The organism is Nostoc sp. 106C, from assembly GCF_002154725.1.
In the GTDB taxonomy this organism is placed as follows: Bacteria; Cyanobacteriota; Cyanobacteriia; order Cyanobacteriales; family Nostocaceae; genus Aulosira.
The window spans coordinates 30,043-49,927 of the sequence record NZ_MTAW01000037.1; the positions used below are offsets into that span (position 1 = coordinate 30,043).

General features: G+C 39.8%; 15 protein-coding genes and 1 pseudogene. 8 read left to right on the top strand and 8 right to left on the bottom strand.

Annotated elements, in window-relative coordinates; translation table 11 throughout:
* Nucleotides 1-71 precede the first annotated feature (71 nt).
* Both BV375_RS01910 and BV375_RS01915 read left to right on the top strand, forming a co-directional pair.
* Entirely contained in the window at nt 72-371 is a 300-nt protein-coding gene (locus BV375_RS01910; protein ID WP_086756670.1) for a hypothetical protein, read from the top strand.
* A 261-nt stretch (nt 372-632) separates the two neighbouring features.
* Nucleotides 633-1,637 carry a WD40 repeat domain-containing protein gene (locus tag BV375_RS01915; RefSeq protein ID WP_086756672.1) on the top strand — a complete coding sequence of 335 codons (1,005 nt, stop codon included), beginning with the start codon at nt 633-635 and terminating at the stop codon, nt 1,635-1,637.
* Between the two features lie 244 nt (nt 1,638-1,881).
* On the opposite strand, the gene BV375_RS01920 is transcribed toward BV375_RS01915, so the two are convergent.
* The 5 genes from BV375_RS01920 to BV375_RS01945 form a co-directional block, all read right to left on the bottom strand.
* Entirely contained in the window at nt 1,882-2,955 is a 1,074-nt protein-coding gene (locus BV375_RS01920) for a PstS family phosphate ABC transporter substrate-binding protein (protein WP_086756674.1), read from the bottom strand.
* A gap of 173 nt (nt 2,956-3,128) precedes the next feature.
* Complete coding sequence (locus tag BV375_RS01925; RefSeq protein WP_086756677.1) at nt 3,129-4,304, bottom strand: serine/threonine-protein kinase; 1,176 nt, start codon at nt 4,302-4,304, stop codon at nt 3,129-3,131.
* 1,003 nt (nt 4,305-5,307) lie between these two features.
* Nucleotides 5,308-6,306 (bottom strand): glycosyltransferase, encoded by a 999-nt coding sequence (locus BV375_RS01935; protein WP_086756682.1) that lies wholly within the window; start codon nt 6,304-6,306, stop codon nt 5,308-5,310.
* Nucleotides 6,307-6,424: 118 nt separating this feature from the next.
* Complete coding sequence (locus BV375_RS01940; protein ID WP_243713814.1) at nt 6,425-7,222, bottom strand: DUF6391 domain-containing protein; 798 nt, start codon at nt 7,220-7,222, stop codon at nt 6,425-6,427.
* A 462-nt stretch (nt 7,223-7,684) separates the two neighbouring features.
* Nucleotides 7,685-7,948 (bottom strand): helix-turn-helix transcriptional regulator, encoded by a 264-nt coding sequence (locus BV375_RS01945; protein ID WP_045870570.1) that lies wholly within the window; start codon nt 7,946-7,948, stop codon nt 7,685-7,687.
* Between the two features lie 354 nt (nt 7,949-8,302).
* On the opposite strand from BV375_RS01945, the gene BV375_RS01950 reads away from it, so the two are divergent.
* The 3 genes from BV375_RS01950 (at nt 8,303) to BV375_RS01960 (ending at nt 11,841) form a co-directional block, all read left to right on the top strand.
* Nucleotides 8,303-9,280 (top strand): carbohydrate kinase, encoded by a 978-nt coding sequence (locus BV375_RS01950; RefSeq protein WP_086756684.1) that lies wholly within the window; start codon nt 8,303-8,305, stop codon nt 9,278-9,280.
* 211 nt (nt 9,281-9,491) lie between these two features.
* A complete protein-coding gene (locus BV375_RS01955) occupies nt 9,492-10,634 on the top strand; it encodes a glycoside hydrolase family 18 protein (RefSeq protein WP_086756686.1) in 1,143 nt (380 codons plus the stop codon).
* Nucleotides 10,635-10,950: 316 nt separating this feature from the next.
* Nucleotides 10,951-11,841: an aminoglycoside phosphotransferase family protein gene (locus BV375_RS01960; protein WP_086756688.1), complete on the top strand. Its 891-nt coding sequence runs from the start codon at nt 10,951-10,953 to the stop codon at nt 11,839-11,841.
* A 65-nt stretch (nt 11,842-11,906) separates the two neighbouring features.
* Here BV375_RS01960 and BV375_RS01965 read toward each other — a convergent pair whose 3' ends face one another.
* Entirely contained in the window at nt 11,907-13,232 is a 1,326-nt protein-coding gene (locus BV375_RS01965; protein WP_243713815.1) for a tetratricopeptide repeat protein, read from the bottom strand.
* A gap of 1,031 nt (nt 13,233-14,263) precedes the next feature.
* On the opposite strand from BV375_RS01965, the pseudogene BV375_RS01970 reads away from it, so the two are divergent.
* A pseudogene (locus tag BV375_RS01970) lies at nt 14,264-14,455 on the top strand (TIM-barrel domain-containing protein); the annotation flags it as partial.
* A 106-nt stretch (nt 14,456-14,561) separates the two neighbouring features.
* Nucleotides 14,562-14,732 (top strand): hypothetical protein, encoded by a 171-nt coding sequence (locus BV375_RS35705; RefSeq protein WP_243713816.1) that lies wholly within the window; start codon nt 14,562-14,564, stop codon nt 14,730-14,732.
* A 187-nt stretch (nt 14,733-14,919) separates the two neighbouring features.
* Here BV375_RS35705 and BV375_RS01975 read toward each other — a convergent pair whose 3' ends face one another.
* Nucleotides 14,920-15,846: a cation transporter gene (locus BV375_RS01975; RefSeq protein ID WP_086756693.1), complete on the bottom strand. Its 927-nt coding sequence runs from the start codon at nt 15,844-15,846 to the stop codon at nt 14,920-14,922.
* A 1,362-nt stretch (nt 15,847-17,208) separates the two neighbouring features.
* A complete protein-coding gene (locus tag BV375_RS01980) occupies nt 17,209-18,273 on the bottom strand; it encodes a potassium channel protein (protein ID WP_166507348.1) in 1,065 nt (354 codons plus the stop codon).
* 148 nt (nt 18,274-18,421) lie between these two features.
* On the opposite strand from BV375_RS01980, the gene BV375_RS01985 reads away from it, so the two are divergent.
* Nucleotides 18,422-19,705, top strand: a complete 1,284-nt coding sequence (locus tag BV375_RS01985; RefSeq protein ID WP_086756699.1) for an aspartate aminotransferase family protein — start codon at nt 18,422-18,424, stop codon at nt 19,703-19,705.
* Nucleotides 19,706-19,885: the final 180 nt, after the last annotated feature.

Consider the following 19,885-nt stretch of genomic DNA (forward strand, 5'->3'; position numbering starts at 1 on the left):
ACGGTCTAATTGCGGGTGAGGTATTCTCGGTAAATTGACATAAAAGCCAATCGGGATCAAAGCAAACTGTGATGAATGTTATATTTCCTCGTTTTTTAAAGTCATCCTACCGGAAAGAGCCACTAATTAGTTTATTAATTACTATGGGCATAGTAGACGCGCTGATTGGTGGATTAGATGATAGCTGGTCGTTATTTACTTTTGGTTTAGTGACAGCAGGAATCAGCCTTGGTGTCAAACTGTGGCGCATCCAGCAACGCCGCCCCTTACCAGAAGAGGAGCCTGTGGTGCAACATTACTTACCATCGCGCTCCTCTAGTCCAACTTTACCCATGCTAACTGTGACGAAGAAAAAACCACCCCACCAGTAATAGAGTACTGAGTGTTACATAGGTTAGAGCCAGCGCCTTGGTAAGGTAGCGGGGTTTTGAATGTGCTTCACTTGGAGTTTAACCAAGTGAGGTTTTTGGTGTTGCCATACTCTACAAGAGAACCAGTATACGCCCGGAGGGCAGCTTGTTGGAGAGTAGAGTACGGTAGCAACAGGCGTTACAAAATGAGAAAAAACAGTGAGGAGCGAGGGAAAAGATAAGGATTATTCTGTGCTTCGCCCGTGTATTGTGTTGGCATTTATGGTTTCTATTACCCTTCCAGTTACATTCTGGGAGGGGTTTTCCATTAAAACTGCTCATGCGGCTCTTGAAGTACCAAACTCACAAGTTAGAACCAGCTTTACTAATCCTCAATTAATTTACACCCTTCAGGGACATGGGGGAACTGTGAAATCTCTAGCTTTCAGTCCAGATAGCAAAATTCTTGCCAGTGGCGGTGCTGAAAATGAGGGCGTAATTCGCTTGTGGAATCTAACAAAAGGCGAACGAGTGGGGACTATTCGCAAAGCACACAAAACAGCCGTAGAATCTTTGGTGATTTCGCCAGATGGACAAACCCTCGCCAGCTGTAGTAGCGATTACACAATTAATCTTTGGAACTTAAAAAATCAGAAATTTAAACGCTCTTTTGTTGGGCACAGTACTAATGTGCTGTCTTTAGCTGTATCCCCTGATAGTAAAGTTCTGATCAGTGGTGGTATAGATGGAATTCGTTTATGGGATTTGCCGCAGCAGCGTCCTCTTGCTACTCTAGCCAGCTTTGATAACTTTATTTATACCCTAGCAGTTAGCCCTGATGGTCAAACTCTAGCTAGTGGAGACAATAAAGGTGTGGTTAAACTGTGGAACTTGAGTACAGGAAAACTAATTCGCGCATATGTAGGACATTCCAATTTAGTTAGTAGTGTAGCTTTTACCCCAGATGGAGCAACCATTGTCACTGCTAGCCGCGATCGCACAATTAAAATATGGAATATTTATACTGGCGAACTAATCCGCACCCTGACAGGACATAACAACTGGGTAAATGCTATTTCGATCAACCCTGATGGCAAAATCTTAGCCAGTGCTGGTAAAGATGGGATTAAGTTGTGGGATTTAACTACAGGTGAATTAATCAATACACTCAATAGCCATACTGATTGGGTAAGTGCGATCGCTTTTAGTCCAAATGGGCAAATGCTAGCCAGTGGTAGTTTTGATAAACAAATTAAGGTTTGGGGAATTCCCCCAAAACGCAATTAGCTGTTATGGCAATCTTGAATAAGTTGTGAATTCCAAAAGACTGCTACTGGACAATTAGCTGAGAATAGATACCCAATTTATTGAAGAAGTTGGGTATCTGAGCAATAAGTGCGATCGCCATAAATCATTTTTCAAGAGAAGATGCATTACTTTTAGTAATCAGCATCATTTTTCTAAAGTTTTTTTGCATTGGCAAAACACAATTTAACTTAACTATTTTCGCCAGAAGTCTATTAAAGATTGACTAACGAACACCTACAAAACCAGCTTGCTCAATTGCCTTTTGCCCTTGGTCGGTAAGTAAAAGTTTGGCATAGGCATCTCCAATCTTCTGTTCTTGACCTTTGTTCTGTTTAATAATCACAAACAAGTTAGAGGTAATTGGATAGCTGCCATTTTTGATGGCTTCAGTATTTACCTGGTTGCGCTGACGTGGACACTGATCGGGTGACACTAGCGGTTCGCGGTATGAAGAAACTAAATCGGTAGCAGTGCGGCCCAGCGGCAAAGGTTTCACTTTACATTGAGGTACAACTGCACGGGCAGAAGCGTAATATATACCGCCAGGAGTTTTGCTGAGTTGGCGGACTGCCTCTGTAGTTGAGTAGACATACTTGACATTAGAGCCAAATGCTTGTTGTTTCAAGCCACTATTGGTAGAAAAGATAATTGTGTCTGCATTCTCTGGTCGTTGCGAAAAAGGTGTGATCGGTAGATTTGGGCCCCCTACCTGATTCCAGTTAGTAACTTTCCCCAAATATATCTGCTGCAATTGGGCAACAGTTAAACCCGGCATTTTCAGCGAGGGATTAACTACTACTGCTATGCCATCAATACCAACCTGACGTTGCTCAAGGGTGATACCTCGCTGTTTGGCAATGGCTTGTTCTTCATCTGTCAGGGGACGGGAAGACTGAGCAAAGTCTAATTGTCCATTCAGTAACATCCGGATACCTGAGGTAGAACCAGGACTACCGTTAACTGGGTCTAGGTAGCGCAACTTTAGTTCAGGTCTGGCACTCAGAATTTGAGAATCTACTACTTGGCGAATAGGTGCCCAAGCTGTGCTACCACCGTAATTAAATGAGTCGGTTGGCACATCAGCAAGTGACCCAAAGGTGGATGCATTACTAGAGGTGGTCTTGAGACTTTGGCTAGAGGAATCACTGTTATTGCGAGACAACAAGCCTGGCTTGAGCAACCACCAGAGCAGTCCGCCAATCACCATAAGTGTTAGCACTTTGCCAATAATTAAACCTCTTAGGAAGATGGCAACGTCTCCCTTAATCAAAGCTTTTCCTTGGTTTGTATTGTCCATATTATTAATGTTCTTTATTTTCATTGAGTTTATAAAAATCTTTAGATATTAAATCGATAAAGCACCCTGTAATTATTAGTTAGTGACTCGTGTAATTAGATTAATTTTGCTCTTTTGTAGCCAGTTCAATCATCTAATTACTAGTTTTTATTTAACCGTCTCTGAACTATTGGCTAATTCACATGAGCAGATGGTGAGTCAACAAACTTTTCTATAAATGTATGTATTGGAGTTGGTTGGTTTTGCGGTGCTATACTCATACGCAAAAATGTATATATTAAAATTAATATTAATACACTAGTAATAATTCCAAGACCCATACCCAGTAATAAAATAAACTTTCTATAAAGTAGTAAAGCCTGATCATCAGCGTTTTCATCTTTATCAACAGATTCAAAGTACTGTGGCAACGCCATATCAGGAATTAAAGCTTGCAACGCTTCTGCTGCGGATTGGTAACGCTGGCTGTGGCGTTCGTGAACCATTTTGTCTAAAACATCTGCTAGGCGATCGCTTACCTGCACCTTGTCACGCCAGATTACTTCTCCAGTATCAGGATCTTCTTCTAGTTGCTCAGGCATTAGACCTGTCAAAGCTTGAATTCCAACCATGCCTACTGCATAAATATCGCTGCTAATTTTTGGTTTTCCCTTGGCTTGTTCGCTTGGCATATAGCCAGGAGTGCCAACAGCAATTGTTACAGTAGCTCCCCGAATACCTACTTTTTTAATACTCCCAAAGTCAATCACCACAATCTTTTGATCGGAGTGTCGCCGCATGAGATTTTGGGGCTTAATATCCCGGTGGATAATTTTGTGTTGGTGGACGAAGACCAACACTTCTAGGATGTCTTTCAATAAATTAAAGACTGCTTCTTCGCTCAGAGGTCTACCTGGTACAATCTCTTGCGTCAAGTCATAACCGTCAACAAATTCTTGAACTAAATAAAAATCCCCATCTTCATGAAAGTGAGCAAACAAGGTAGGAATTTGGTTATGGTTGTTGCCTAGCTGATATAAACCTTCTGCTTCCCGGTCAAATAGATTTTTGGCAATCGGTGCAACAGCAGGATGAGGATGTTTAGGATAAAAATGTTTGACAACACAATAGGGCTGACCTGGTAAATCCAAATCAATCGCTAAGTAGGTATCCCCAGATCCTCCTCTAGCCAGGAGTTTGACAATCTGGAAGCGATTTCTTAGTATTTTTTTGATTAAAGGATTCTGTTGCTTATTCAGTGTGCCACCTGATAGTAAGTAAGTAATACCACCAGATACTCTACTCTTTAACTGTGTCACAGTATTGTAGCGATGCTGGAGTGTTTTTCTAATGCGAGGGTACTGACGCATGTGGCGTATCCTACCTACTAAATTGCTGACTAGTGAAATTTATTTGTAGAGTTTGCTTAAAGTTCCGAATCACCGTCTGTTTAATTGCTTGATATTTGTATAAATCCCGAGCGATTTTCCTAAGCTCGGTATTGGTTTTGGAATACTTTTACGATTGCTAACTTAATTAAGTTATGTGATTTTTGTATACTTCTTAATGCCATAAAATACATGAAGTGATTCTACCAAAAAATCACTTAATTTTGTATTTTTTTTGATTCCTTTGGCTAGCACCTTGACAAGACTAGAGTTAAGTGCCGTAATTCTTGAAAGCTTTTGCTAAAGATGTTCTAATCTTCAATCAGCCTACGTGTTTATGTATAAAAAATATCATAAATAATCGTTTCATTAACATTTTTAAGTAAAAAATCTTACTTAGTTTAAATGTTATTTCAGTCTGATTGCTGAAGTTTTTCAGAGGCAAAGTTCTCAGTATCCTTAAAAATTCAAGCTTTAATGCTACATATCCATCACAATATAATCCTACAGTTTTAAGTATAAAAATGAAGATTTTGCTATGTATTTTAAATGATAATGAAGTTTTAAATAACTTTTTCTGCTCGTTATGGATGCGACAAAATTGCACAAAGATTTCTAGTAGTTTTGAATCGAATTTAGAAGAACAGATGCAAAACCAGGTGCAGTTCATCTAACTGATACAATTAAGTTTTAAATTACATTGGCAAACAAAAGTTTATCCTGACTTACGAAAATATGTAAGCGATTACTTCTAGCACTACTAAAAACGGGGAATTTAATCTACCAGAAGCGATCGCACTACAATACTAATCACTATGGCTATTTTAGATGGCGTGTGATCGTTTCCCCTACATCTCCAGTTTCTTCAAGCAACCGAGGATCTAGACAGCAACTTTCGCTTAAGTAAGTGCTATTCAACTCTACTTAATATTCACTATTTCCTGTTACAGTAAATCTGCACATCATAGAAGATGCTTTAGTTTAACTATCCTCGAAAATATTTCTTACGTACCTTACCGTATATACTCTGTGTAAGTAATTTAGCAAGACGTATTTTTGTCAACTCTGGGATATTTGGCTGTTGTTGAATTTTATGATCAAAAAATTCATTTAATTCAGCCAGAATAACTTGGAAACGCTTAATAATATTTTCGTATCGATACTCTGCAAAAAACTGTTCAGGCAAAGTTAATTTTACTGGATATTCAAGCAATTTTAAAATGCGTTGCGTATCAAACTCTTTGGAATATCCAGCAATTTTATGGCAATTAAATCCAGGATCTAAGTAATCAGATAACCCGCCATTGACACTAGAGAATACCTGACAACCAGAGGCAAGGGCTTCCATTGGTTGCAGCCCAAATCCTTCACTCACACCTTGTTGTGCCCAATATTCAGCAGAATCATAAAGATAAATCTTAGCGCGATTGAAGAGACCAGGCAAATCTTCAACATAGGAATTAACAACAAATACTTGACATTTTTTCTGCAATTCAGGAATCAATACTTGCATTAAATATTCTGAAGATTTTCTTGCCTGAACTAAAACATCAATATCTCGCTCTAGATGTAAATTTTGAAATTCATCCGAAATTTGATTAGGTAAATAATAAATCAAAGAGTTAGGAGCCTTTTGTCCCCAATATCCCATTGTATTTCGGCTTACATTAATAATCGGAATACTGGCTGGCAAGCGGAATCTATAACCCGCACTGTGGGCATGGTAGACAACGTTATATTTCTGAAGCTTAGCTGCAAGTTGAGCAATATCAAATCCCCAACTAATCACAAAAATTACATTATCTAAATTTTTCTCCTTCAGCAGATCGTCTAGAAAAATTTTGCCTGTTTCCCGTTGACGGTAAGTTACAACATCGGCACTACAAATCTGCTGAGCCAAATTTACTGTTTTTAACTCTGCCCAAAGACCACCACAGGCAAATTTACCATCTGTCCCTGGAACTAAGAAATAAAGCTTTCTCATTACTTAACTCTCTGAAAATGCGTGGGCGCACAATCGCGTAGCGGTAAGTCCCTATCTTAATAGAAATGCCGCTTTTAGGAGCGGAACAGATGATATTTAGATATTCACCACTAACGACTTACTCTTGCCAATTAACCTGAACAAAATGTGCCTCGCGTCCCCAAACGTCGCGTTTACGGATAATATTTTCAATTTTGAGATTAAAGGGAATGGCAGTTGTCAGGTAGCGCTGTGCCATAGAACCTAAATCTGGTGCTAGTTCAGCTGCTGTCGTGGCGGCTAATCCCAAACCTATGAGTTGCTCAATTGGTCGGAATGGTAGCAAAAAATGCACACTTACAGCTAGTCCAGCTGTTAACAGCATAGCTACTGATAAATTGGTGCCGCAACGGGGATGTACAGCTAAATCCCATTCACCACTAGTAAGGCGATGTAAAGCTAGAGTGACTGCACGTCGTAAATCACTGATATTCACTTCACCATAGAGGTAGAATCCATGCTCTGTAGATAAACCACCTAATAGTTCGTTATCAACTTGAACATTGGTAGATTCTCTGCTGGGAGTATAGACATTGTTTGATTCACTCAAAACCCAAACAGTAGCGTGTTCTAAGGCATGAACTTGTCGCAGCATCAAAATTTCTTTCAATCCAGGAATAAATGATAGCTGCTTGAGTAGATCGGCATCTTGTGTAGATTGTGGAAAATCTGTAGACGCACGAAGTGGGGCTTCTCGTTCGAGGTTAGGCGTAGCCCTTTCTAAGGGGTAGGTGTTCCCGAAGGGTGGAGTACGCCTTTTTGTCAGGGTAGCTTGATCTGCAACTTTTGGAAAGTTTCCAGTCAGAGGTGCTGTTAAATCAAAGCTGAAAAAGTCAAAGGGAGACAAGCCACTTGAAAAAAAAGTAGAAGTATTCATAGGAACACTGCTCCCTAAGCCGATGGAGCAACATAGATTTCTTTCAAATGTAGCGCTTGCGGCAAAATATTATTGCTAATTTTTATTGATGAGTAGACATAGCAGTTTACAGTTGGGGAAACAAGCCCATCTCTATAAATTATGTAGTACTTACGTATAAGTAAGAAAAAATCAAGGATTTAAGCAAGGGGTGCAGGGATATAAGGGCATAAGAGTGTAGGTATTCAAAACCCTCACACCCTAACACCCTTAAATCCAGCCTGCGTAAGTCCTAGTCTGGTTGATTGCGACGCTAATAACAGTTTGTGGTAGAGGTTCACACTGAAACAAAGGCGTGAAGAGCAGAACTCTTTGTTAAGCGTCACATTGCCTTGGCTGTAAACCAAAAGAACTTGAACGTGATAACGCAATCAATGATGTCCGGCTTAGACGCCATCGATCGCGTCTTTACTAGCAACTTGTCTAATCGTTATGGTTAGGCAGAGGACAGCAATTGACATCATTCAAACAGACTTTGCCCCACTGTAAGGCCCAGCGCACAAGAGCTACTCGGTTTTCCGTCTGGGTTTTAGTGAGAATATTGCTGATATGGTTATCAACTGTGCGTTTGCTAATTTCCAGTTTTCCTGCAATCTCTTGGTTAGTTAAGCCAGCGGCCACTAAGTCGATAATTTGCAGTTCTCTGTCTGACAGACTAACAGGGGTCTGAGACTCGCCAGCAGCCATGACTTATTCTATCCTCCCTTGGTATATGTACTTAATCGTTCTCTCTAATTCTAGAAGATTCTTTTATAGGCAGGTGTTTTCAGTGCTATTAGCATAACAATTGCCATTATTTTCCTTTTATTTTTGGTTCATAGTAATGAAATTGACAAAATGCTTGTACTAAATACTACCATCTAATAGTTAAAATCAGCCTTTTTACAGATGCAAGGAAACGTGGGGGCAAAAGCATATACATCTTAATATTAGTAGCAAAAATTGCTATTTAATTCTATGAAGGACGGGCGACAGATAGCACAGATTATTGTAGATTTTATACTGGAAAATCTTCCTCCCAAATCGAAAACCTAAAATGAAATGAGCAATCCCCGTGTTTTATGTCTCGGTGAAATTTTATTTGATTGTTTAGCCGATCAATTGGGGCTAAAGCTAGAAGAAGTTAAGTCCTGGACTCCTTACCCAGGAGGAGCACCAGCTAACGTAGCCTGTGCTTTAGTAAAGCTGGGGACGCCTGCGGGTTTTATTGGATCTGTTGGTGAAGATGAACCAGGGAATGAATTGGTAAAGCTGTTACAAGAAGTAGGCGTAGACACAACAGGAGTGCAGCGTCATCCCACAGCACCAACACGACAAGTTTATGTAACCAGAGATCTCGCAGGCGATCGCACTTTTGCTGGATTCGGCAAGTATAATACCACTGAATTTGCTGATACGCGCCTGCAAGCAGAAGAATTGCCCCACTCCCTGTTTCAAGAGGCTGATTTTCTAGTTTTAGGTACTTTGGAATTAGCTTATCCAGAAAGTGAAAAGGCAATTCGCCGCGCTCTAGAATTAGCAGAATATTACGATCTGAAAATTTTGTTGGATGTGAATTGGCGTCCTGTATTTTGGCAAGATGCCAAAATTGCTCGGCAAAAAATTGAAGAAATATTTAAGCAAGTCGATTTTGTCAAACTCTCCAAAGAAGAAGCAGAATGGCTATTTGATACAAAAGACCCTGGCGCAATTACTTATCGTCGGGATTCACTAGAAGGAGTACTGGTGACAGATGGCGAAAACGGTTGCGCCTATTGCTTAGGTGAGAATGAAGGCAAATTACCCTCATTTTCGATGCCTGTTGTCGATACAACAGGTGCGGGGGATAGCTTTTTGGCAGGGTTTATTTACCAAGTACTTCAGCATGGTATCCAAAGCTTGGGCAATGCAGAAACAGTAAAACGCATTGTCACCTATGCGAGTGCTGTGGGTGCTTTGACTACTATTAAACCAGGCGCGATCGCTTCCCAACCAACTGCGGCTGAAGTCGAAGCTTTTCTAGCTTCCCATCAACTTTAAACGGTAGCTTGGGTGTTTTATTCCATGTGAAAAGAGTAGTAACCTGAATTTTTTGCAATTCAAGTTACTACAGGTAGGCTTTCTCTGTTCACCCAATTTTTTGTCCAAAAATCTTATAAGGCTAGTTCCGGAACAGTACCAATGTCGTTTGTAGCCTAGTGTGTTCTGATACTTGATAGCGATCGCAGAATTTGTAGGTTCGAGAGGCCGTATGAACACAACTGACGACAGTATCCCAGTTATTGGCAAACGCATTACTGGCTGGACTAGCGCCTATTACCCCGGTTGGAGACAAGAATATTTACACCCTGAGAATATTGATTACAGCGCTGTAACTGCTATCATCCATTTTGCTGTCAAGCCTGGTCTGTTATCTGACCCAGCAGGCTTGGACTTTGAAACTAATCAAATCACCCCAGATAACTCAACGGCGCTATTGAAAGCAGCTCATGCAGCAGGAACCAAAGTTCTGTTTGCTATTGGAGGAAAAGACGCTAAAGGAGAAGTTTACGGAGCAACACGCAATAGATTTAGAGACGCTACCAGCCCAGAAAATCTTGAAGCTTTCACTAATAATCTTGTCAAATTTTTAACCAACGATAATACAGGCTATGGTGGCGAGCAATATGATGGTATTGATATTGATTGGGAACTTCTAAAAGAAGAGGATGAGGAGCAGTATGCTAAATTCATTCATGTTTTGAGTCAGAAATTAAGCTTTATTACTCCTCAACCGATATTAACTGCTGCTGTCAAAGAGCGACCAGAGCTATTTGCAAAATTGCAAAACCAATTTGAGCAAATCAATATTATTTCCTATAACTTAGCGGGAAATTGGCCAGGTTGGGTTACTTGGCATAATGCACCAATTTATGACGGTGGTAACAAGTTTCCTCAGACTGGTGAGTTGCTTCCTTCTGCTGATGGTCTTGTTAAAGCCTTTATTAATGCAGGCGTATCAGCAAACAAGTTAGCAATTGGCATTGATTTTGAAGGGAAAAAGTGGGGTGGTGTTTATGAGCCACTACAGAAATGGGATAAAACCCAGATACCCACATTTGGAGCAATTCCATACTTTGAAATTATCAATCGCTATTACAAAAAACAAGTTTACCGCTGGGATAAAACTGCTCAGGCAGCCTATTTAAGAATTAATACACTGGGTTCGGCTACGGATAGTTTTATCTCTTATGACGATGAAACCTCTGTTCAGGCAAAGATTGATTATGTGGAAAACAATGGCTTAGGTGGCGTGATTATTTGGGATTTAGGTGCTGGCTGGTTACCTGAAGCAAAGATTCGCGATCCTCTACTACAGGCTGTTAAAAATGCTGCATACCCGTTACCCTACTGATGGAGATTTACTACTAGTAAAGTTATACCAAATCAAATAATGTTTGCGACACATCAATAATATTCTAGAGGTCACGGCAGTGCCGTGCCCCTACAATCTGTCACATTCTTTTTTCAAATTGGTATTAGCTGGGATATCAGTTGCGATCGCTTGATATTCCTGGCTGGAAAATCGTCATGCTAACTTATAGAAAATTCAAACATCCACCACTCTCAGCTAAAATTTGAATATCTTCATACAGAGCAGTTCCAATCTTCAAAGCACTGATTGAAATAGCAATATATTTATTACTTTTTTGCTCGAAAAAAGTTAAACGATGACTGAAACGGATAATGCATTTCATGTACAAGCTGCGGTACTTACTGTATGTGAGGTTGCTCAACAGCAGACAATCAAATTTGATGCAGCAATTGTTCTGGCAGATCATAGCAATTTGCTTGTGCATTTGCGCCCAACCTCAGTAGTTGCAAGGGTAGCGACGATGACAGGAACAGTCCGCAAAGGCGATACATGGTTAAAACGAGAAATTGCGATCGCGAGTCATCTGACAGCAGCAGGCGCACCTGTTATACCTCCTAGTAGAGTAGTTTCACCTGGGCCATACCACCACAACGGTTTGGTATTAAGCTTTTGGGAATTTGTGCAAGAATTAGACGAGCCAGTAGACCCCACGACTGCGGGAAAAGCTTTGCGTGAGTGTCACGAAGCACTGGTAGACTTCGACGGTGAGCTTCCCGTCCTTGATGCGTTGTCTGAGTCTGAGCAGATTTTCTCGCAACTTTGCAGCGAGGAAGTATTCAGTCTTGCGGACGCAGAAATGCTGCAAGAAGTGAACGAAAGATTAAAAACTCAGTTCCTGCAACTAGAGTTACCCATGCAACCCGTTCACGGCGACTCAAACCCGTCTAATGTATTGAATACTACACGCGGAGTATTATGGGCTGACTGGGAGGACACATTTATTGCGCCCATCGTTTGGGATATTGCCTGTTTTGTTGCTTCATCTCGCGTCTTTGGCAAGGATATAGAACAAGCCAATGCAGCACTCAACGGCTACGGTATAAAAATTGATGATGAGGTATTGGATTTATTTATTGAAGCACGCACTTTTCAAACGCTACTCTGGAACTATATTATTGGGCAGGAACACCATAGCAGTTTGCAGCGGTTTGAAGGTCGTTTGCGATGGTTTCGTGAGCGCGAGTGAACATGTCTATGCACGAAACAAAGATTTATTTTATCAGCTAGCAACCCCAATAAAATTCATAATTTTTAAAATTTTGCTCGTAATTGTTGCATAAATTGCAACACTTGTTGGGCTTGATTCTTATCCCCTAAAGATTGATAAATTCTGTATGCCCGACGGTAATAATAAATAGCTTCTTGATAATGATTTAATTTATGAAGAGTCGCACCGAGAGTAAGGGATATTTGAGCTTCTTCACGATTATTTTGGCTTTCTTCAGCTAGGATGAGAGCAGATTGTAAAAAGCCTATTGCTTGAGAGAATTGGCCATCACAGTAATATACAGTGCCAATATTAAATAATAATTGTTGCTGACTGTGTTTAGCTCTAATATCCTGAAAAATTCTCAAAGACTGTTGATAGTATGTTAAAGCTTGAGCATTACTCCCCAAGTGTTGGTATGTAGCTCCAATCCTTCCTAAGGAAGAGGCTTCACCTAATTGATTCTCCGTTTGGTGATTAATACTTAAAGATTCTATATTGTATTCAATTACTTGCTCAAGTAAATTTATTTGGCTGCACAAATCACTTAAGCTTTGTAAAATAGCACTTCTGGCTCTTTTATCGTCAATCTCATAAGAAATATCTAGGGCTGTTGTCAAAAAATCCATTGCTTTTTCATACTGATCAATTCCTTTATATGCCTGACCCAGATTGTAAAGGCTAATCATCACAAGGCTTTGGTTTTCAATCTCTCTAGCGAGCAAGAGTGATTGATTACAAAAAGTAATTGTTTTTTGCCACTGCTGTAACTGAAGATAAATACCACCAATATTTGCTAGCGAATCTCCTGTGGCTTTAATATCTTCCATTTCATGAGCAATTAGAAGAACCTTTTGTTCGTACTCAAGTGCCTGTTGATAATCTCCTAAACACTGGTAAACATTGGCTAGCGAGCCTAAGGCACTTTTCTGACAAATACGCTCATTGATTTCGCAACTAATAGCCAACTGATTTTGGAAGTACTCAATTGCTTTTTGGTACTGACCCTGATTTTGATAATTAGTTCCAAGCCCACATAACCCTGCAATATGTAAGATCCTATTTCCTGTTTTATAAGTAAAATTTAGCAGTTGTCTAAAATATTTAATAGACTCGTGACATTGACTTAGTTGACGATAACAATTGCCTATGTTGTATAGCGCAACTTCCTGCCAATCTTTAGCACCCATCCTTTGAGATAAGGCAAAAAGCAGCTTATGGTATTCCAAAGCTTGGGAAAACTTAAATAGTCTTTCGTATATAACTGCTAGCTGACTTAAGCAAGTTAGCTCTTCCTGATGATTTTGATTTTGTCGGCTGATTGACAACCTCTCCAGGTAATAAGTAAGTCTCCTGTGGAGGAGGTACATAATATTTTTTTCCTTTTGCCCGATCATCTTTAGTATTGCCGTATTTTTAAGACTTTCAATATGACTGTATTAAGATACAGCCAAAATTATTTACAGTAATAATTAGCATTTTCTTGGGAGACTGTCACGCATTAATTTGGCAAAGTTTTTCCTTTTTTAAACAAGATTTACATTTTCTTGCCCAAACTGCTAGTAATATTTCAGATCTTAGGTTGAATATAATCTATTCTTTGAGAATTACCTACGTATTTATACTTAATTAGCGATGAATTTTTAACCATTTTAAACTTTGTTAGCTATAAAAGTTTTACTCTTAGATTGATCACAAATGCGCCGCTTATTTACTGCTAGTTGAAAGTAACAAAGCTTACAAGCAATGCCAAAGCTATAAGTAAGTAAATGGTAGATGGCAGAAGTGGAAATCGTCTTTATAAAGAGTTTACAAAGTTTGGCATCTGACGTTAATGATATCTACCGAGCTTAAAATAGACTGAGAGAATCAAAGTAAGTTATTGACTCTGCTGTTATAGCCAGTGATAAAAGTCATATTTAATGCAACTTTCTCCCGTTTTGTGTCTACTATTGCAACATATATTTTCGTTATTAAATTACATTGTTCTATTTGCTACAAATTTAATATAAATTAGAAGTATTTGGAAATAAACCTAGAGACTTAAGACTCATTGATCAATTAAAAATAATAAATCATACCTAGGGTGAATTAACTTTTTGTCTAAAATTAGCAAACTCTTGAAGAGTTGACTTTTCTGAAAGGCTGATGTGTGTAAAAGAGTCTAAAATCAGAGCTTATTGGTTCCTATAACATATAATTTACAAGTGGCTAGGGATAACGCAGCAGAATCTTACTCTTAGGCTTTAGCTTCAATCCTCCCAAGACAAACTAGCTCAAAAGGATTGAATATACCTGGTTATTGGAACAAATTAATGATGGATAGATTAAAGCAAATCCAATTAAAATTGAAGTTTTTTTTGGTTCACTCTTCTATGTGAGTTATGGTCCAAAAGCATTCCCAGGAATTAAGTACAGTCGTCACAGCAACCTATTTTTGGAAGGTCAAATACTAGATGGGTTTTGCAAACTCCCAAATGGCAAACTTGTAGTTGCGCCTGTATGGCCTGGTTGGTGCGTGTTTCCAGATTTTACCAATCCTAAAATTCGTAGTTGGTGGAGTCGCCAGTATGCCTATTTGCTAGATGTAGGTAAGGTGAAAGTTTTACTCAGCTATACAGCGATGCAGGTGATGGTTATGAAGCATCCCGACTGGATAAATTCCATCTGCTAAGATTGGCAAACGGTTTAGAACTTACTTGGGAAGAACAAGGAGATTACCCTTTCCCTTACACAAGCGTACAGCTTGGCATGGGATGAAATTTCAGCAAGCTTGGGTAAATGATGCAGAAGTCATTTGTCAGGGGCAACTATTAAAGTGCGATCGCTTTTTCAAAGTTCGCTTGCAAACAGAATCAGTCACAAACTAAAAAAAGCGGCTGGAAAATCCATACCGCTGTTTGCTTTCCATAAAAAAGGGTAACTACAATGTTACCTTTTTAAGGAATTAGAGGAGATATATTTCTCTGTTGTTGAAATCTGAGGATTTTTCTAGAATAAAATTCCAATTCGCTAATTTTTGCAACCCCAAAATCTTGATAGAAATTGCTCGAATATTTATCCAGGATTCATGGTGCTAAACCATTGCTCATCTTGGGTAAACAGAATATCGAGGGTGGCATTGGGAAATTCATGTTTCACAATATCGGTAATTTGATGCCGCATGGTATCGATTGCTTCGATACTCGTTAATTTTTCATCCTTAGGTAACAGCCAGTAAAGATGGAGATATAAAAATTCTCCTACTTCTGAAGTTCTCAAATAACGCTTGGCGCAAGGAAATTTTGTTGTAGCAACATCTAGTGCATTATTAATACTTTGTTGCAAAGCCTCATTCGGAGCACCCATCAAAATTTGGCTTAGGCTTTCAATTATAACTTTAACGGGCAGAGGCAAGGTGAGCAGCACTAATATAATCACAATTGTGGGGTCTGCATAGGGTACAAACCAAGCAAAAGAGGTATTTTTAATTACTGTGACAATACTAAATACAATCGCAACAGAAAGACCAATTATCCCGTTAATCATCCAATTTTTTGCATCTACACGTACTATTGGAGATCCTGTCTTTTTAGCAATTACGGTATGTATAATCGAAACTACGAGACAGGTAGATGCAGCAATAATGGCATAAATTACCACTACTCCTGCATCAAGATGTCTACCACCATGTAACAATGCAGCCGCTGAAGCAGCAAAGGCAAACGAGGCTAATCCAGTAATCAGTAGTGACTTGCAAAGGTTAAGTAAGGGGCCAAACCCCTTATAACCAAATTGAAATCTTCGTCCCTCTGGCCGTTTCACTAGCCGAGAAACCCAAAATGTGATTAATGCCATTACAAAAGTAATTACATTAAAGAAAGCATCAAGTAAAACTGCTCCAGATTGGACGGCTAATCCAATGGAAAGTCCTACAATTGCTAGAAATAAAGCACCACCGATAGATATGTAGATGCTGGTTTGTTCAAGACGTGCATTATTCATAAACAAGAGTTACGTATTTAGTTACTTGTTAACTGACTCATGCTTGCTAAACAAGCTAATGTCTATGTTTATACTTAGGATATAGCAAGCCTATCTCTAATGACAGTTGTGTTGCAAAAGTTAGTATGCTCTGTAATCCTTCTGGAGACTGGTTTTGGTAGCTCAAATTTTAATCGAGCCTCAGGAAGTAACTGATAATTAGCAGCTTTTTGATGCTAATACCAACCTGTAAGTTTTTACAGGCGATCGCTAGTGCCAGAACATTAACCTTCATTGGTTTTTTAACTCTATAGTTATTAATGCAATATTGCACTAGAAAATTTATCCCTCCTTTTATCCTTTAGCAATGGCAAGTAGATTTGATTAAGTAGCTAATCATGATTGATTACACAATGTCATTGCTACATTCCGCATTTTGCAAAAGTTAAATTTTTATGACATACATAACTTCATGTCATCGTAAATTAATATATTTGTTTGATTTTTAACAATTCGGCACTTTGGCAACTAGCATACAGATTCACTTGATATATTGCAGATATTACCAAGATGTTTTCACTTACTCTCTTAAAGACGGGTTGAAATCCGTCTTTTTTGCTGTTTGACTATTTGGCATTTTGGCAACTTGACAAAATTTAGCCATGTTATGTTCAGAAAAATTGTAAAGATTAATCGGTTTACAACAGCAAATACGGTACAAATAACCGTTTTTTAGTTCGTATCCTTGATAATCTTGACAACCTATTTAATTTATTTTTGTAATTTTTCCAGAGTCCAAGGTGTATTACCACTTTCAAGCTATCTCGGCGGGATAATACCCGTCTTTTATTTTGCTTTAAGGCTGTTTTAGATTGCTTATATCTAAATATTTAAACCTCGTCCATTTTGAAACCTGGAGTAGTGCGGGACGGAAAGCCCGCTACGAAGAGCAGGGAGCAAGATGCTCCCACTACTTTTAAAACTATGGTTCTTAAAATGGATGTGGTTTAATTACTAACATCTACTGCTATGTCCACTGCCTCTGCTAGTAAATTCACAAATTCAAATAGACGTTGCTATAGATTTACGTGTTATCAGCTTTCAAAGGATTTGCCCACATCCTATAGGAAGATGCTGTACTAAAAAATAAAGAGTAAATTGATCCGGGATGTTGTTATGCACTGGATTTATATAGAGGTCTGGTAATCAGCCAAACCTTTTTTCTTATTTGTACATTAAAAATAGCTTTGTAAAAGTTGGATGACGATTTCTGGTTGTAGAAGTGGTAGTCCTATAGCATTTGCTATCGTGCCTTTAACAACTCTGCATTTAGGGGAATTTATAACGTGCAGAGTGGAACACATTGGCTGATCATTATTCCGATTAGCTATTTTTAGGTTTACGCAATTTTTGAGAAACAATTGGCCCCAGAACTTGGTTGAGGTTACGCAATTGTTCAGCTGTACCCATGCAAATTAGAGTATCTCCTGGCATTAAAACAGTGTCACCAGTCGGGCCACCAATTAAATTACCATCGGTGCGGCGAATGGCTAAAACTAAAGCTCCAGTTTGCGATCGCAGTTTCGCTTTTTGTAGGGTTTGTCCAACAAAAGGACAAAAAGCTGGTTCAAGTAGAAATTCTTCCATATACAGCTGGCGGTCTGTACCTGAGAGGATACCATCGACAAAATCCAAAACCTGGGGTCTGAGGGCTGCTGCTGCCATTCTTTTCCCACCAGTAATATAAGGAGAAATTACCGCATCTGCACCACCACGTTGTAATTTTTGTAAAGCTTCCTCTGTACTGGCTCTGGCGATCGCTCGAATTCCTGGATTTAGTGTTTTTGCTGATAATACCGTATATAAATTTTCCGCATCTGAAGGCAGCGCCGCTACCAGACAAATCGCTCGCTCTATACCTACTCTTAAGAGCGATTCATCTAACGTTGCATCACCCAGGTATACTATATAACCTTCTACTTGTGCTCTTTGAACAGATTCTGGCTCAGAATCAATCACCACAAAAGATACACCTTCTGCCCGAAACTCTTTAGCGATTTGGCGACCTGTGCGACTAAATCCACAAATAATGTAATGTCCTGATAGGGATTCCATTAACCGCCTCTGTTGCCGTAGTCGAATGCCTTCTTGAAAGTAGCCTTGAATTACAGCTTCTGTAAATCTATTGACAATGTAACCGATATTAATTACACCCATCAAAATTAAGGCGATGGTAAACAATCGTCCGCGGTTACCTAAAGGGTGTGTTTCGCCATATCCCACTGTGGCCAAGGTAATTACCGTCATGTAAGCGGCATCTTCCCATGACCAGCCTTCCACCAAGCAGTACCACAAAGTTCCAATCAAGAATACACAGCCAAGAGCGATCGCCCCAGCCATTAGCTCTTTTTGAATACGTTGATATGTTTGCTCAGGCCTTAAATACAAAATTTTTCACCACTGCCACTCGTTTGAGAATATCTGAGGCTTAGCCTTAAAAAAATGATAGTTGCAGAAAATAAATCGAAATTTTTAATAAATTTCTAGGACACTAGTAGATAACTATACGATTAAAAGATTTTCCGAAGGAGAGGTAGTGAGCAGACAAACTTTAGTTGAAGAAGCCACCATCCCCCCACAGTCAGATACTTTACCATCTAGTCCCTTTGAGCCTAACAGCTTCGATGAAGCTGTAATGTCGACCTATGCCCGGTTTCCTCTAGCCCTAGAACGGGGTGCAGGATGCCGGGTTTGGGATACTCAGGGGCGGGAATATCTGGACTTTGTGGCCGGAATTGCCACTTGTACTTTAGGACATGCCCACCCAGCAATGGTAGAAGCAGTCACACGCCAAATCCAGAAGCTGCATCACGTCTCTAATTTGTACTACATTCCCGAACAAGGTGAATTGGCAAAATGGATTATTCAACATTCCTGTGCCGATCGCGTCTTTTTCTGCAACTCTGGTGCTGAGGCTAACGAAGCAGCAATTAAATTAGCGCGGAAATATGCCCATACTGTACTAGAAATTGAACGACCAATTATCTTAACGGCAAATGCTAGTTTCCACGGGCGGACTTTAGCAACGATTACTGCTACCGGACAACCAAAGTATCAAAAATACTTTGATCCCTTGGTTCCTGGTTTCCATTATGTGCCTTACAACGATATTGGCGCGGTGGAAGCGGCGATTAGCGAGTTGGATGAAGGTGATTACCGTGTCGCAGCAATTTTAATAGAACCTTTGCAAGGAGAAGGCGGCGTCCGTCCAGGTGATCTTGCTTACTTCCAAAAGCTGCGGCAAATCTGTGATGAAACTGGCGTTTTGCTGATATTCGATGAAGTGCAAGTTGGTATGGGACGCAGCGGTAAGTTATGGGGTTATGAAACTCTCGGCGTTGAGCCAGATATCTTCACCAGTGCTAAGGGATTGGGTGGTGGTATCCCCATCGGTGCCATGATGAGTAAGAAATTCTGCGATGTCTTCCAACCTGGGGAACACGCCAGTACCTTTGGTGGTAATCCTTTTGCTTGTGGAGTAGCGCTGGCGGTTTGCCAAACGTTAGAGAAAGAAAATATTTTGCAGAATGTACAGCAGCGAGGTGAACAACTGCGAGATGGATTAAGAGCGATCGCCACCAAATATCCTCATCAAATTGCCGATGTTCGGGGATGGGGTTTAATCAACGGACTAGAATTGCCAGCCGACATCCAGCTAAACGCAGCTGATGTTGTCAAATTTGCGATCGCGGAAGGTGTATTACTTGTACCAGCCGGGCCAAAAGTCGTCCGGTTTGTACCACCACTAATTGTCACAGAAGCCGAAGTCAATACAGCCTTGCAAGCTGTTGACAAAGCACTAGCTACTGTTACGGTATAAGTTGTCAACAAGCTCGAAATTTTAAACTTATAGCCAGTCGCGTGGTGAGGGAGTTCCTCTGGGGTTTCCTACTTGAGCGAACTGGCTTGTCTTTTGTAGGGGCACAACATCTTGTATCCCAGTAATATCCCTTTTCTGTCACTTTCCGGAATAAGCAAGTAGTAAAGAAGCTAAATCATC